Origin of the sequence: Mailhella massiliensis, from assembly GCF_020741395.1 — a bacterium.
Taxonomy (GTDB): Bacteria; Desulfobacterota; Desulfovibrionia; order Desulfovibrionales; family Desulfovibrionaceae; genus Mailhella; species Mailhella massiliensis_A.
In genome coordinates this window covers 12,771-27,825 of record NZ_DYZA01000255.1, presented here as the reverse complement: position 1 = coordinate 27,825, position 15,055 = coordinate 12,771, and the positions used below count along the sequence as shown (strand labels likewise).

The window sequence follows — 15,055 nt, the reverse complement described above, 5'->3', positions numbered from 1 at the left end:
AACCTTGGCAAGGTTGCACTCTACCACTGAGTTACTCCCGCGTGGCGTGAAAGGATTTATAGGTGATTCGGCCTGTGCTGTCAACAGGAAAAACAGGGGCGGGCGCGATTTTTTCTTCTTTCCGGGGCCGCCCGGAGAGGAAGCGGAAGCGTGCGCGTCCGCGCTGCGCCGGGGCGCAGGCTGTGCCCGGCCGGCACAGGCTTCAGGTCTTTGCGGTATTGAAGCCTGCCCCGCAGGTAGAGGCGCGCGGCAGGGGTGCGGGGCTTTTCGTGGCGGCGGGAACTTTCCGGCCCGGGGCGGAAAGCGCTCCGGGTAAAAAGCCGGGCATGCCAGGAAAGGGCGGGCCGCAGTTGCGGGAAGTTTCCGCCTTCAGGCGGGGAAGGCGTGCCCCCGCGAGGGCATCCTTTTCTCTTCCCGCGTGAGCTGCGGAAAGCAGGGAAAAGCCTGCCGCAGGGGCATACCTCAAGTATGCAACCGGTTCCCGGGGTTTTCCGTGGGGCCCCGGCGCCCGGAGCCTCACGCCGTGTCGGCGACGGGGAAAGCGCCGTGCCCGGGCGGCCCTGCAAGCGGCGTGTTTTACCCGACGGCGCGGAAAGGCTCCGGCGGACGGAAAGCCCTGCCGGAGCCTTTTCAGGGACAGGGGATTACGCCCCGATTAATCCTTTTTGGCTTCCTCTTCCGCGCGCTGCTTTTTTTCCTCTTCCTCGCGCAGGGCGCGGCGCAGCACCTTGCCCACCAGGGACTTGGGCAGTTCCTCGCGGAATTCGAACATGCGCGGCACCTTGTAGGAAGCGAGCTTGGAGCGGCAGAAGGCGGCCAGTTCCGACACGGTGATCTTTTCCCCTTCCTTGGGCACGATGTAGGCCTTGAGGGTTTCGCCGCGGGACTTGTGCGGCACGCAGAGGGACACGGCTTCCTTGATCTTGGGATATTCGTGCAGTACTTCATCGATTTCGCGGGGGAAGACGTTGTAGCCGCCCACAATGGCCATGTCCTTTTTTCTGTCCACGATGAAGTAGTAGCCGTCGCTGTCGCGGTAGGCTATGTCGCCGGTGTGCAGCCAGCCGCCCGCGAGGGTGGCCGCCGTTTCCTCAGGCTGATTCCAGTAACCCTTCATGACTTGCGGGCCGCGCACCACAAGCTCGCCGCATTCGTTGTCGCCGAGCTCTTTTTCGCCGGTTTCGAGATCCACGATGCGAACTTCCGTTTCGGGGATGGGCAGGCCGATGGAGCCTATTTTCTGAAGTCCATACACTGGGTTGGCTATGACGACGGGCGAGGCCTCGGTGAGGCCCAGGCCTTCGGTGATGTTGGCATGGGTGATATCCTGGAACTGCTTCAGGCTGGCCTGGGGGAAGGGGGAGGAGCCGGAAATGCAGAGCTGTATGCAGGTAAGGTCGTACTGGGCGATATCTTTCTGCTGCATGAGGGAGATATACACCGAGGGCGCGCCCACGAAGAAGGTGGGACGATGCTTTTTGATGAGTTCCAGCACGTCGTGGGGGGCGTAGCGCGGCACCGGCATGGTGGAGGCGGCGAGCACGGCGGGAAGCACGATATTGCCCATGAGCCCGAAGACGTGGAAGAAGGGCATGATGCTGAGGAAACTGTGCGAGGAGGTGGAGGCATCGCACTGAAGAAGGGCCAGAAGCTGCTGAAGCTGGGCGGAAAGGTTGCCGTGGGTGAGCATGGCGCCCTTGGCGAAGCCCGTGGTGCCGCCGGTATACTGGAGCAGAGCCAGGGCTTCGGAGGGATTTTCCGGCTCCTCGCTGTAGCGGCGGCCGGTCTTGAACATGGCTTTCCAGGAGATCACGGCGCGCCCGTCGAAATGTACTTCGGGCAGGTTGCCTTGACGCCGTGCCTGGAGGGGCTGGAGCAGGTTCAGGGGGAAGGCCAGGGCGTCCGCGATGCGGGTGACTACGCAGGTCTGCACGCCGAGGCGCGGGCGCAGGGGTTCTATTTTCGACCAGAACAGGTCGAGGGTGATGAGAAATTTCGGCTTGGAGTCGCTGAAGTGATGGGTCAGCTCCTTTTCCATGTACAGGGGATTGGTCATGACTACCGTTGCGCCTGCCTTGAGCGCTCCCCAGAAGGCGATGATGGTCTGGGGGAGGTTGGGCAGCATGATGGCTACACGGTCTCCGCTGTTGATGCCGTGCCCGCGCAGGGCGGCGGCAAAGGTTTCCGCCTTGTCCTTCAGCTCCTTGTAGGTAAGGGTGAGGTTTTGGAATATGACGGCCTTGCGGTCGCCGAAATGAGCGGCGGCTTCGTCCAGATAGGACTGGAGGGAACGGGGAGTGATTTCGATGTGGGCGTCGGTGCCCTCAGGAAGGTGAGGCATCCAGGCGGGGGTGGAATCAGCCATGAAACATGTCCGTTTTTTTATAAATAAAGGGAGGCATGCGTTCTCCTCCGTCCGGCGGGGCGCAATGCCGCAACGCGCGCAGCCTCCGGGCGGCGCGCGGAAACAAGGTTGTCCAGACAGGGGACATTCTAGCGGCAGAGGCCTGTTCTGTCACGCACAAAGTGGCGGGAAGAAGGCATGAAAAAAGGGTTCCCTGCAAAGGGAACCCTCTTGAGGATGCTTTTCCCACCGGGGGAAGGCTCGCGCCCGGCCGAGGAAGGTGTGTTTTTAAGAATGTGGGCCGTATGCCGATCCGGGAAGCTACGCGGTGAGGCCCCGGGCTACGGCGGGCATGTGCCAGTCTACTCCCAGGGTGCAGGAGGAGAGCTTGAGTGCGGGCGGGCTCTGATGGCGCTTGAATTCCGCCATGGCCACCTTGCGCACTACGCCGTGCACCACCTCGTCGGACACGCCGGGAACCACCAGGGTTTCGGGATTACCCGCGTTTTCCAGAAGTTCGCGCAGTATGGCGTCGAGCACTTCGTAGGGCGGGAGATTGTCCTCATCCACCTGATCAGCGTGCAGCTCGGCCGAGGGGGCCTTGGTGAACACGTTTTCCGGGATGATCTCTGCGCCGCGCATGTCGTTGTAGAAACGGGCCACCTTGTACACGTCGGTTTTGTAGATATCGCCTATGGGTTCGAGCGCCCCCACGGTGTCGCCGTACAGGGTGCAGTAGCCCACGGCGTTTTCCGACTTGTTGCCCGTGCCGAGCACGGCGCGGCCCATGCGGTTGGCAAAGGCCATGAGCAGCGCGCCCCGTATACGGGGCTGGATATTGTCGGCCGTGAGGTCGTTTTCCACGGCGGGAAGGCTCGAAAAGAGCGGAGAGAGCACGCTTTCAAAAGCGTCCATCACCGGGGTGATGCGGGCAGTCACGGCCTGTATGCCGAGGTTCTTCGCCAGGGTTTCGGCGTCGCTCTCGCTGTGGCCTGAGCTCCAGCGCGAAGGCATGAGCACGCCGAGCACTTTTTCCGGCCCGAGGGCCTCCACCGCGATGCAGGCCACCAGAGCGGAATCCATGCCGCCGGAAAGGCCGATGACGACGCCGGAAAGGCCGCATTTCTGCACATAGTCGCGCACGCCGACCACGCAGGCGCGGAACAGGGCTTCCGGCCCTTCGGGCGAGGGCTGCACCGTTTCCGGGGCCGCTCCGCCCAGGAGGGGCAGGGCAGAGGCGGAAACGGTCTTGGTCCCAAGCTCTACGGCAAGCGCGGCTTCCTCGAAGGAAGACGCACGGGCCGCCACTTCGCCCGCGGCGTCGAGCACGAAGCTGCGGCCGGAATAGATGAGGCTGTCCGAGGCTCCGCACTGATGCACGGAAAGGACGGGCAGCTTCCACAGGCTGGCCAGGGCGGAGCAGTGCATTTCGTTCTTTTCCAGGTTTTCGGGCAGGAAGAGCTCGGAAGAGGTGAAGAGCACGGCGTCCACGGAAGCCGCGGCGCGGGAGCTCTTCAGAAGGCCGAGGGCTTCCTGATGGGCCCAGGCCGGTTCCGATTCGGGAAGATAGAACGAAGGCCCGTCAGGAATGCGGATGATGCCGTTTCCCTGACGGGAAAGGGCGATGAGCTGCCCCTGGGAGAGCAGGACATAGAGGGGGATTTCCGCGCCGGTGAGGGAGATGAGCATGTCCGGCCCATGCTCCAGCATGGCGGCCAGCTCATGGGCGGCGTCGCGGCAGCGGCGGTAGAACCCTCCGATATGTTTTAAAGAATCCCACGGCACCCCGGCAAGGGCATAGGCGGGGGGGATGCAGAGCGTCCGCCCCCCTTCGGGCGCAGGGGAAAGTTCCGACGCCTTCAGGGCCATGTCGGCGAGTTTGCGCGCGTTGCCGCGAACGTCTCCGGGAATGGGATTGTGCTGAAGAAGAATAATATGCATGAGGCAACCTCGGTAGCGGCTCGTATCGGGTGCAGATCAGCTGTGCAGGACATCCTGCATGGTGTACACTCGGCCGGGCTGCATGGAAGAAATCCAGCGCGCGGCGCGCAGGGCGCCGTTGGCGAAATTCTCCCGGGAATGGGCCTGATGGGTGATTTCGATGCGTTCGCCGGGGCCCATGTAGTACACGGTGTGCACGCCCACCACGTCGCCGCCGCGCAGGGACTGTATGCCTATTTCCGCATGCCTGCGCGGTTCGCGCACGTCGAAGCGGTTGGTGTTGATATTGTCCCGGGTCAGGCCCTTGGCCTTGAGCAGCGGGTCGGCCAGAAGCAGGGCCGTGCCGCTCGGCGCGTCCTTCTTCTTGTTGTGATGGATTTCCATCATTTCCACGTCATAAGCGTCGCCGAGAAGGGCGGTGAGGCGGGGGAGAATATCCATGATGACGTTGACGCCCACGCTCATGTTGGCGGAGCGGAAGATAAGGTGCTTTTCAGCCAGTGCGTCCAGCTCTGCGAGCTGTTCGTCGGAAAAGCCCGTGGTGCCGATGACGACGGGGTTGCCGTGCTCTGCGCCTGCGCGGGCCGTGGCGAGGCTGGCTTCGGGAGAAGTGAAGTCGATGATGACAGCGCCCGGACATGCTGGCAGTACCGTGGAGATATCGCTGGAAACCAGCGCACCGGAAGCCTTGAAGCTTTGAAGCCTGTCTTCCGCTTCGGGCCGTTCAAGCACGGCGGCGAGGGTGAGGTCTTCCGCCTCGGCGACAAGACGTGCGATGGTGGAACCCATGCGGCCGGCCGCCCCCATGACAATGATGGAAAGTGCCATATCATTTCTCCAGGTCTTGAAGGGACAAAAAATGAGGCAAAGCCTTTCGGAGCCTTGCGTCCTGCGCCCGGGAGGCCTTGCGCCCCCCGCTGTTCCGCCCGGCCGGGGGTCGCCCGGACGGCTGCGGCGCGATCCAGAAAAGAAGTGTGATGATATTCTGCAAAGAAGCATAGAAAAATATGCAAGGGAGCGCAACGTATGCGGGTTAATTCACATTAAAACCGATGATTTTCCCGGAGGGAAAAGAAGGAAGCTGCGTTTGCGCCATGAAGGCCGCAAGAAAAAAGGGATCTTTTGCGGCGCGGAGGCCCCGGAGCGCTCCCGCATACCTTGCGCGGGGCCTTCTTTGTTTGAGGGAGAGGAATATTTCCGGCCGCGCCGGAAGGTGGGGAGAAGGGGGAGTATTTTGCAGGCAGGGCGAAAAAAAGCCCCGCCGTTTCCTCAGGGGAAACGGCGGGGCGTACGGCCTTGTGGGGCGTGCTGCTACTTGTTGCCTTCCACGATGTTCACGGCGATGCGGGAGATTTCCAGCTCTTCATCGGTGGGGATGACGGCCACCTTCACGCGGGAGCCTTCCCGGCTGATGAAGTGGGGGTCGCCGCGGCGCACATTGTTGAGTTCGGGATCGATCTCAATGCCGAATTCTTCGAGGTTTTCCAGGATTTTGGCGCGCACGGGGGCGGCGTTCTCGCCGATGCCGCCCGCGAAGGCGATAAGGTCCACATGGCCGAGGGCGGCCATGTAGGCGCCGATGTACTTCTTCACGGAGTAGCACTGGGTGTTGAAGGTGAGGATGCAGTCGGCATCGCCTGCCTTCACGCCGGCTTCAATGTCGCGGCTGTCGCTTCTGCCGCACATGCCGAGGAAGCCGGACTTCTTGTTCATGAGAGTGTCGATTTCATCGGGGGTGAAACCTTCGTTCTTCATGAGGAAGGGCACTATGGCCGGATCTATGTCGCCGCAGCGGGTGCCCATGACAAGGCCCTGCAGAGGGGTGAGGCCCATGCTGGTGTCCACGCACTTGCCCGCGCGCACGGCGGAGACGGAGCTGCCGTTGCCGAGGTGGCAGACGATGACGTTCACTTCCGAAGGCTTCTTGCCGAGCAGGGCTGCGCCGGCCTTGGAAACATAGCGGTGCGAGGTGCCGTGGAAGCCGTAGCGGCGGATGCGGTACTTGGCGGCGAGTTCCTTGGGCAGGGCGTAGGTGTAGGCGTAGTCGGGCATGGTGGCATGGAAGCCGGTGTCGAACACGGCGACGTTGGGCACGCCGGGGAACAGCTCTTCCATGGCCTCGATGCCGGTGAGGTTGGCAGGGTTGTGCAGCGGGCCGAGGGGGATGTAGTCGCGGATGACCTGCTTCACTTCATCGGTGACCAGGGCTTCCTGATAGTCGGGGCCGCCCATGAGCACGCGGTGCCCGATGACCACGATTTCTTCAGGGTCGTCGATGACGCCGCCGAGATCGTGGTTCATGAGCACTTCGGCCACCTTGGCCATACCGGCGGCATGCGTGTCGTAGTTGCCGGGATATTCAAACTTTTCCGTCTCGCCGTTTTCATGGAAGCGCTTGTGGGTGAGCATGCTGTCGGCGGAGCCGATGCGTTCCACGAGGCCCTGGCAGAGGCGGCGTTCGGTTTCCTTTTCGAGAACCTGGTACTTGAAGGAAGAGCTGCCGCCGTTGATGACGAGGATTTTCTTGACCATTAGTTGAGCCCCTTTTCGGCCTGAGCCTGGATTGCGGTGATTGCGACGGTGTTGACGATATCGGGCACGGAGCAGCCGCGCGAAAGGTCGTTGACGGGCTTGCGCAGGCCCTGAAGCACGGGGCCTATGGCCACGGCGCCGGCGGAGCGCTGCACGGCCTTGTAGAGGTTGTTGCCGGTGTTGATATCGGGCACGATGAACACGCTCGCACGTCCGGCCACCGGGTCGCCGGGCAGCTTGGTCTTGGCGGTGGCGGCGTCCACGGCGGCATCATACTGGATGGGGCCGGTGATGAGCATGTCGGGGGCCTTTTCCTTCGCAAGGCGGGTGGCTTCCTTCACCTTGTCCACGGTGGGGCCCTTGCCGGAATTGCCGGTGGAGTAGGAGAGCATGGCCACGCGGGGTTCGAGGCCGAATGCGGCCGCAGTTTCCGCCGTAGTCACGGCGATGGTGGCGAGCTGTTCAGGGTCGGGATCGAGGTTTATGGCGCAGTCGCCGTAGGTGTTCACGCGATCCTTCAGGCAGACAAAGAAGGCGCTGGACACAATGGAGGCCGTGGGCTTGGTCTTGATGAATTCAAGGGCGGGGCGCACGGTGTGGGCGGTGGTGTTCACCGCGCCGGAAACCATGCCGTCGGCCTTTTCCTTGTAGATCATCATGGTGCCGTAGTAGGTGTTGTCGGCCATTTTCTCGCGGGCCTGCTCGATAGTCACGCCCTTCTTGGCGCGGAGCTGGGCGTAGGTCGCCGCGAAGTCCTCGAAATCGGGGGAGTTCACCGGGTCGATGATTTCGGCCCCTTCCACGCTCACGGAAAGTTCCGCGGCGCGGGCATGGATCTTTTCCGGGTTGCCCAGAAGGATGATGGAGGCCACCTTGCGTTCGATGAGGATTGCGGCGGCCTTGATGAGCCTGTCTTCCTCGCCTTCGGGCAGCACGATGCGCATGGGATGCTTCTGGGCCTTTTCGATGAGGCCGAATTCAAAGAGGCGGGGAGTGATATGGCCTTCGCACTTGTCGAGGACGGAGGCAAAGGCTTCGGCCTTGCCGCTCACGGGGAAGGGGAAGGAGGAGGCCACGGCCTTTTCGTCTTCCTCGCTCATGCCGGAGAGGAACACGCCGAGAAGTTCCACGCACTTGTCCTTCATGCCGCACTGGAAGGTGAGGATGGTGGCCGTGATTTCCGCCGCGGAAGCGCCTTCGCCGGAAAGGGCCAGCACCACGGGCGCGCCCAGGTTGGCGGCCACGCAGGCGTTCAGGGAGTTTTCGAGAGCGGGGCTGTTTCCGGCAAAGTCCGTACCTTCGCAGAGCACGAAGTCGGATTCGGCGCAGGCATTCTTCCAGGAGGCGAGAATGTCGTCGATGAGGGCGTTGCCCTTGCCGCTGTTGATGTGTTCAAGCGCGGTGCTGAGGCAGGGAACGGGGCGGAACAGAACCGGGGACTTGGCGGAACCTTTGATGAGCTCCAGCAGCCCGGCGACGGCTTCTGCCTTGCCGGACTTCGCCGCGAGGGCGGTGACGAAAAGCGTGCGTGCCATGGGGCAACTCCTTAAAATAGAGAATCTTCAGCCGGGAAAGAAAACCTTTAAAGGAAGAGAACGTCTGATAAGTGTAATATGCTGGGGAATGGAGTCAAGAGCCGTACCCCGCCCCGGGCCCGCACGGCATGGCCTTTACCTGCCCCAACCCTGTGTGATGAAAGGAAAAAAGGCATGCGGAGAAAAATTGATTGAGCGCTCAACTTAGGGTACGGCGCAAGACTTTTTTCTTGTTTTCCGCCTCCTGCCGGGATGCGGGGCCTCTTTGCGCGGTGGAAAGGGAAAAAAAACGGGGCAAAGTCCGGGAGCAGGGCGGGGATTTCCGGGGGTTGCAGGCCGGCTGGGGAAGTTCCGAACCAGGTTCGGTCGGCCGACGCAGGGAAGAGGTAAAAAGGGCGGCTGAGGAGAGCAGCTTTTTCCCGCCCGGTTTTTTCCCGGGGAAGATGCGGGAAGGCGTGGGGAGGAAGGTTCTAGGCTGTGTCCTCCTTCAGACCTTGCCGGGCGGACGGGAAACTTTCCTGGGGCGGACGAGGCGTGGGGAGCGTCGTCCTTTTTCTGACGTTTTTCTGCCGGGGCCTTTTCGGCCTTCACGACTTGAATCTTCAGGAAAGCCCGACCGGAAGTGGGGCTGCTTTTCTCCAGGCTATGCACCGGGGAATCCTGGGGTATATCGGAGCTCCGGGCCTCCCGGGTATGTCGGGGCTTTCCGCACTGTGGCACGAAGGGCGGGCTTTCTTTACCGGCGAGGGCATGAAAAAAGCCCCACAAGCTGAACTTGCGGGGCCTTGAATGGCGAAGCGGATGGGACTTGAACCCACGACCTCCGGCGTGACAGGCCGGCGTTCTAACCAACTGAACTACCGCTCCACTTTTCGCATGGTGGGCAGTACAGGACTTGAACCTGTGACCCCCGCCGTGTGAAGGCGATGCTCTACCAACTGAGCTAACTGCCCATGCGCAGGTATGTGTTTATGGAAAATGCCCCCTTCTGTCAACCAAAAAAACGGCCTTTGCGCGATTTTTTTTCGCTTTTTGCGGAAATTCCGTGTAATATAATGATGTTATTATTTTTTCTGGACTCCCGGCGTTTCCTGGTACAGGCCGCGCTTTTTCAGCTCTATTTCCACACAGGCCAGGGCCGCCGGGGTGACGCCGGAAATGCGCCCGGCCTGGCCCAGGGTGAGGGGGCGTATGGCGTTGAGCTTTTCCTGTATTTCGCGGGACAGCCCGGCGATGCCGGTATAGTCCATGTCGGCAGGCAGGCGCACGGCCTCCTGCCTTGAGGCGCGGCGCACGAGCTCATCCTGAAGTTCCAGGTAGCCGGAGTAGCGGAGTATGGTTTCCGCCTCCTGCACGATGCCTTCCGGCGCGTCGGCCAGTTCCGGCAGGAAGACGGAGAGGCGGCGCAGGGGCAGCTGCGGGCGGCGGCCGAGGTCGGCCAGGGTGACGGCCTGGCTGGGGCAGGGTTCGTTCAGGCCGGCAAAGGCGGCCTGGGTAGCGGCGTCGGGGGTGAGACGCACGGAAGAGAGCTTGCCCATGAGGCCGTGCAGGGCCTTCTGCCTTTCGCGGAACAGTTCCCACTGATGGTCGCCCACGAGGCCGATATCGCGGCCGCGCGGGGTGAGGCGGGAGTCCGCATTGTCCTCGCGCAGGAGCAGGCGGTATTCCGCTCGGGAGGTGAACATGCGGAAGGGCTCGTTCGTGCCCTTGGTGACCAGTTCGTCGGCCAGCACGGCCATGTAGGCTTCGCTGCGGGCGGGCAGGAAGGGCTCCCTTCCTTTGATCTTCGCGTCGATGTTGAGCGCGGCCCAGAGCCCCTGGGCGGCAGCCTCCTCGTAGCCGGAGGTGCCGTTGATCTGCCCGGCCAGCCACAGGCCTTCCACCCTGCGGGTCTCAAAGGTGGGGCGAAGCTGCACGGGGTTCACATAGTCGTATTCAATGGCGTAGCCCGGGCGCACGATTTTCGCGTGTTCCAGCCCGCGTATGGAGTTCACCATTTTTTCCTGGATATCCAGCGGCAGGCTGGTGGAAATGCCGTTGGCATAGTATTCCTGCCTGCCGAGGCCTTCCGGCTCGATGAACACATGGTGGCGGTCGCGTTCGGGGAAGCGCGCCACCTTGTCCTCCACGGAGGGGCAGTAGCGCGCGCCCACGCCGGTAATGACGCCGGTGAAGAGGGGGGAGCGGTCGAGGCCCGAACGGATGATATCGTGGGTGCGTTCGTTGGTCCAGCTGATGAAGCAGGGCACCTGGGGCAGCACGGGGCCGGGGCCGCTGAAGCTGAAGCCTTGGGGCGGGGTATCGCCGTACTGGGCTTCCAGCGCGTCGAAGTCGATAGTGCTTGCAAGGATGCGCGGGGTGGTGCCGGTCTTCAGGCGGCCGAGGGTGAGGCCGAGGGCGCGCAGCGAGTCGGAAAGCTGCATGGCCGCCGAATCGCCGAATCTCCCCGCGCTGTAGTGCACGAGCCCTATGTGTACGAGCCCCTGCAGGAACGTGCCCGTGGTGAGGAGGATGTGGTCGGCGGCAAATTCCTTGCCGAGCTGCGTGCGCACGCCGCAGGCCCTGCCGTTTTCCGCAATAATCTCCGTTACCATGTCCTGCCAGAGGGTGAGCCCCGGCTGGGCGAACATGTCGCGCTTTGCCGCGGCGATGTAGGTTTCCCTGTCCATCTGCGCGCGGCGGGCGCGCACGGCCGGGCCCTTGCTGGCGTTCAGGATGCGGAACTGTATGCCCGCTTCGTCGGCCCATTTGCCCATGCAGCCGCCGAGGGCGTCGATTTCGCGCACCAGATGCCCCTTGGCCAGCCCGCCTATGGCGGGATTGCAGGAAAGGTGTCCTATGCGGTCCACATTGCTGGTGACGACCAGCACCTCATGGCCCAGGCGGGCAAGGGCCATGGCGGCTTCACAGCCGGCGTGTCCGGCCCCGACGACGATGCAGGAATAATGTGTCATTGGCTTACGGGCTTAGGTTTAGAACATGGCGGGAAAGTTTTCCCGCCCCGTCGCCTTGGGAGGGGCCCCGGAAGAGGCGGCGCGGCAGGCTTTTTTCGATCCGGCACGAGGCGGCCCGCCGCGTGCCGGCAAGTCTCTGCTTGCCGGGGGCGGGACGCCATGAGGCCGCGCGACCGGAAATTCCGGGGGCGGCGGCCTCATGGAACGCGGGATGTTCCGCAATGCTCAGTTTTCGTAGAAGGAGCGCAGGGTCTGGCTTCTCACCGGGTGGCGGAGCTTGCGCAGGGCCTTGGCTTCTATCTGGCGTATGCGTTCGCGGGTGACGTTGAAGAGTTTGCCCACTTCCTCAAGCGTGTGGTCGGACTTCTCACCGATACCGAAACGCTTGCGCAGTACCTGCTCCTCTCTGGGGGTGAGGTCGGCGAGCACGGAGGCAATCTGTTCGGAAAGCTTGGTGTTCACCACTTCTTCGGCAGGGGCCACGGCCTTCTTGTCCTCGATGAAATCGCCGAGGCTGGAATCTTCCTCGTCGCCGATGGGAGTTTCGAGGGAAATGGGTTCCTTGGCGATCTTGAGCACCTTCTTCACCTTGTCCACAGGATAGTCCATGCGGTCTGCGATTTCCTCCGGGGTGGGGTCGCGGCCGAGCTCCTGCACCAGATAGCGCGAGGTGCGGATGAGCTTGTTGATGGTCTCTATCATGTGCACGGGGATGCGTATGGTGCGGGCCTGATCGGCAATGGCGCGGGTAATGGCCTGCCTGATCCACCAGGTGGCGTAGGTGGAGAACTTGTAGCCGCGCTGGTACTCGAATTTGTCCACAGCCTTCATGAGGCCGATGTTGCCTTCCTGGATGAGGTCGAGGAACTGCAGGCCGCGGTTCGTGTACTTCTTGGCGATGGAGACCACAAGGCGCAGGTTGGAGCGGATGAGCTCCTGCTTGGCGCGCATGGAAGCCACCATGCCCCGGCGGATGCGCCAGAGCACTTCCTCAAGGTCTTCCACGTCGTGGCAGCACTTTTCGCGCAGGCGCTCAAGGCTTTCTATCTTGCCCACGATGAGTTCCTTGTAGGAGAACATCTTGTCCACGCTCATGTCGAGTTCCGCGGCCACTTCCTGCATGGAGCGGGTGCGGTTGTCCAGGGCCTCGAACAGGGCCTGAAGCTCTTCCTGCGTCTTGCCCGTGGTGGCCACATAGGCGTCGAGCTCGCGCTGGTAGTTCTTCATCTGCCGCACATAGTCCTCCACGGTTTCCACGATGCGGTCGATGAGCGTCTTTTCCAGTTTGATCTCGCGCAGGCGGTCCACCACTTCCTCCTTGTACTGGAGGATTTCCTTCTGTGTGGCGGCGACGCGGCGCTCCAGGGTGCAGCAGGCGTCGAGTTTCTGATAGATCTTGTGCTTCTTCTTGTAGATAGCCTTGATCTCGTCAAGGAGCAGTATGACTCTTTGGCGCTGGTTCATCTCGTCTTCGGTGGGGTCGTCTTCCTCAATGGTCTTGACCACGTCCTTGAGCTTGATGCGGTTCTGCTTGAGGTCTTCTCCCACGTTGATGAGTTCTTCCACGGCCACAGGCACTTCCACCAGGGCGTAGAGTACGTCCTGTTCGCCGGTTTCTATCTTCTTGGCGATGACGACCTCGCCGTCGCGGTCGAGCAGGGGCACCGCGCCCATCTCGCGCAGATACATGCGCACGGGGTCGGTGTTGCGGGCCGCGAAATCGCCGGAATCGTCGGAAGTGAGGTCAAGGGGAAACTCCAGGGAACCGTCGTCCGTTTCATCGAACACGATATCCACAGGGTCGTTTTCTGCGTCGGCATGGTTGACGACGATGGACTTGCCTTCCTTTTCCGTATCCACAATGGCGATGTCCATCTGATCGAACATCGCTATGATTTCTTCGAAATTTTCGGGCGTGCTCATTTCCGCCGGGACGGATTTGCTGACTTCCTCGAAGGTGAGGTAGCCGGCAGACTTGCCCTTGGCGATAAGAGCCTTGACCTGCTGTATTTCTTTGAGATTATTGGTCACTACGCCTCCCTCGCGCCTCAAGAAGCGCGCGCATGTATTCCCGTTGTGCTTCCCGGCTGGCCGTGCCCTGTCGAAGGGCCGCCACGACGGAAGCCATATGCGATGTCTTCTGCAGATTGTTCAGCATACGCTGAATGGCGATAAGCTCGCCTTCCTCATTGTCGAGCGGCGGGGCCTCGTCGCCCCGGCATCGTATCCAGAAATTTTTTTCCTTCGGGTCCAGCTCGTCGAAGGCCTGTTCGGAACCGTGGCGGGCCAGTTTTTCCCAGAGCTTGAGCGCCCAGGGGGCCTCCAGCGCAAGGTCGGCTCCGGCGGCCTGAAGGTCGGGCAGGCGATGCGGGTAGCGCACCGCGAAAGTCATGATCTCCCTGTCGCGGGAGATGGCGTGCGGGGTCGCAGGCCTTTTCACCGAAAATGCGGCGGCCTTCTTCTTTTCCAGAACGCCTCCGCGCAGCTCCGCTTCCGAAAGGCCGAGCCCTGCGGCCAGCTCCCCGGCGAAACGGTGGAAAAGCTCGGGCATGTCCACCTGGGAAAGGAAGCGTCTCGCCCATTCCACGGCCTCGCGCGGGGCCATGCCCCGAAGCACGGAAATGCAGAAGGAAATCCCCTCCTGCGCATGGGCGCGCAGATCCTCCACGGCGTCCGCCCCGTAGGTGTGCAGCATGCTGTCTATATCGTTGTCGCCGGGGAAAAGCACGACCTTGCAGGAGAGCCCGCGCGAGAGCAGCATCTCGCAGGAGCGGAAGGCGGCCTTACGGCCCGCGTTGTCGCCGTCGAACATGAGTTCGAGGTGCTGGCTGAACCCCGAGAGCCTCTTGATCTGCTCCGGCGTGAGCGCTGTGCCGAGCACGCCCACGGCCTGCGTGTAGCCGTACTGATGCAGGGTAATGACGTCCATGTACCCTTCGGTGAGGATGATGTTTTTCTTCACCGCGATGGAGGGCCTGGCCTGGAAAAGGCCGAAGAGATGCTCCCCTTTCCGGTAGATGGGCGAATCGCTGCTGTTGATGTATTTCGCGTCGTCCTCCTTCGCAAGGGAAGGAAGTATGCGCCCGCCGAAGGCTATGGCCCGGCCGGAAAGGTTGCGTATGGGAAACATGAGGCGGCTGCGGAAACGGTCGAACACCCTGCCGCCCTGGCTTTTCGACAGAAGGCCGCACTCCACGGCCGCATCCGGGGAGAAGCCCGCGCGGCGCAGGGTGTCTGCAAGGTCCTGCCAGGAGTCCGTGCTCCAGCCCAGGCCGAACTTTTCCTGAAGTTCTGGGGAGATGCCCCTCTCGGCCACATAGTCGCGGCAGGAGGAAGCGGCGGAGGCGGCAAGGTTGCTGTGAAAATGCGCGGCGGCGAGCTCGTGCATCTTCAGCATGTCGCTCTTCCGGGAACGCTCCTGCCTTGCGCCGGGGTCGGGGCGGTAGTTTTCCAGCCTCACGCCCGCCTCTTCGGCAAGGGCGACGAGAGTCTCCTTGAAGTCCAGCCCGTTCAGGCGGCCGTAGAAGTCGAAGATATCGCCGGAAGCCTGGCAGCCGAAGCAGTAGAACGTGCCCTGTTCCTCGTTGATGGAAAAGGAGGGCTTGGTTTCCTGATGGAACGGGCAGGGCGCGACAAGGCGGGAGCCCACGGAACGCAGCTCCACATAGCGCCTCGCCATGTCGGCAAGGCTCACGCGCGACTTTATCGCCTGTATCACATCATTGTTTTTCATGTTCTATGCCCGAAAT

Annotated in this window: 8 protein-coding genes and 2 tRNA genes; all 10 read right to left on the bottom strand. The window is 62.2% G+C overall.

All coding sequences use genetic code 11. The features are described 5' to 3' along the window. Nucleotides 1–655: 655 nt before the first annotated feature. The 10 genes from K8W16_RS12335 to dnaG all read right to left on the bottom strand — a co-directional run bounded on the left by K8W16_RS12335 (nucleotide 656) and on the right by dnaG (nucleotide 15,039). Nucleotides 656–2,365: a long-chain fatty acid--CoA ligase gene (locus K8W16_RS12335; protein WP_304124340.1), complete on the bottom strand. Its 1,710-nt coding sequence runs from the start codon at nucleotides 2,363–2,365 to the stop codon at nucleotides 656–658. Between the two features lie 300 nt (nucleotides 2,366–2,665). Further along, on the bottom strand, nucleotides 2,666–4,285 hold the full coding sequence (gene nadE / locus K8W16_RS12330; RefSeq protein WP_304124337.1) for an NAD(+) synthase: 1,620 nt from the start codon (nucleotides 4,283–4,285) through the stop codon (nucleotides 2,666–2,668). Between the two features lie 36 nt (nucleotides 4,286–4,321). Next, the gene (gene dapB, locus K8W16_RS12325) at nucleotides 4,322–5,113 is read right to left on the bottom strand and encodes a 4-hydroxy-tetrahydrodipicolinate reductase (protein ID WP_304124334.1); all 792 of its coding nucleotides are present in this window, start codon (nucleotides 5,111–5,113) and stop codon (nucleotides 4,322–4,324) included. Nucleotides 5,114–5,596: 483 nt separating this feature from the next. Continuing rightward, on the bottom strand, nucleotides 5,597–6,817 hold the full coding sequence (locus tag K8W16_RS12320) for an acetate/propionate family kinase (protein ID WP_304124331.1): 1,221 nt from the start codon (nucleotides 6,815–6,817) through the stop codon (nucleotides 5,597–5,599). Next, a complete protein-coding gene (gene pta / locus K8W16_RS12315) occupies nucleotides 6,817–8,352 on the bottom strand; it encodes a phosphate acetyltransferase (protein WP_304124328.1) in 1,536 nt (511 codons plus the stop codon). The genes K8W16_RS12320 and pta overlap by 1 nt, the downstream gene beginning before the upstream one ends. A 790-nt stretch (nucleotides 8,353–9,142) precedes the next feature. Next, nucleotides 9,143–9,219, bottom strand: a tRNA-Asp gene (locus K8W16_RS12310). A 10-nt stretch (nucleotides 9,220–9,229) separates the two neighbouring features. Next, nucleotides 9,230–9,305: transfer RNA gene (locus K8W16_RS12305), tRNA-Val, on the bottom strand. A gap of 111 nt (nucleotides 9,306–9,416) precedes the next feature. After that, a complete protein-coding gene (mnmG, locus tag K8W16_RS12300) occupies nucleotides 9,417–11,306 on the bottom strand; it encodes a tRNA uridine-5-carboxymethylaminomethyl(34) synthesis enzyme MnmG (protein WP_304124325.1) in 1,890 nt (629 codons plus the stop codon). Between the two features lie 225 nt (nucleotides 11,307–11,531). Beyond that, complete coding sequence (gene rpoD, locus K8W16_RS12295; RefSeq protein ID WP_304124321.1) at nucleotides 11,532–13,337, bottom strand: RNA polymerase sigma factor RpoD; 1,806 nt, start codon at nucleotides 13,335–13,337, stop codon at nucleotides 11,532–11,534. Continuing rightward, nucleotides 13,327–15,039 (bottom strand): DNA primase, encoded by a 1,713-nt coding sequence (dnaG, locus tag K8W16_RS12290; protein WP_304124319.1) that lies wholly within the window; start codon nucleotides 15,037–15,039, stop codon nucleotides 13,327–13,329. The genes rpoD and dnaG overlap by 11 nt, the downstream gene beginning before the upstream one ends. Nucleotides 15,040–15,055 lie beyond the last annotated feature (16 nt).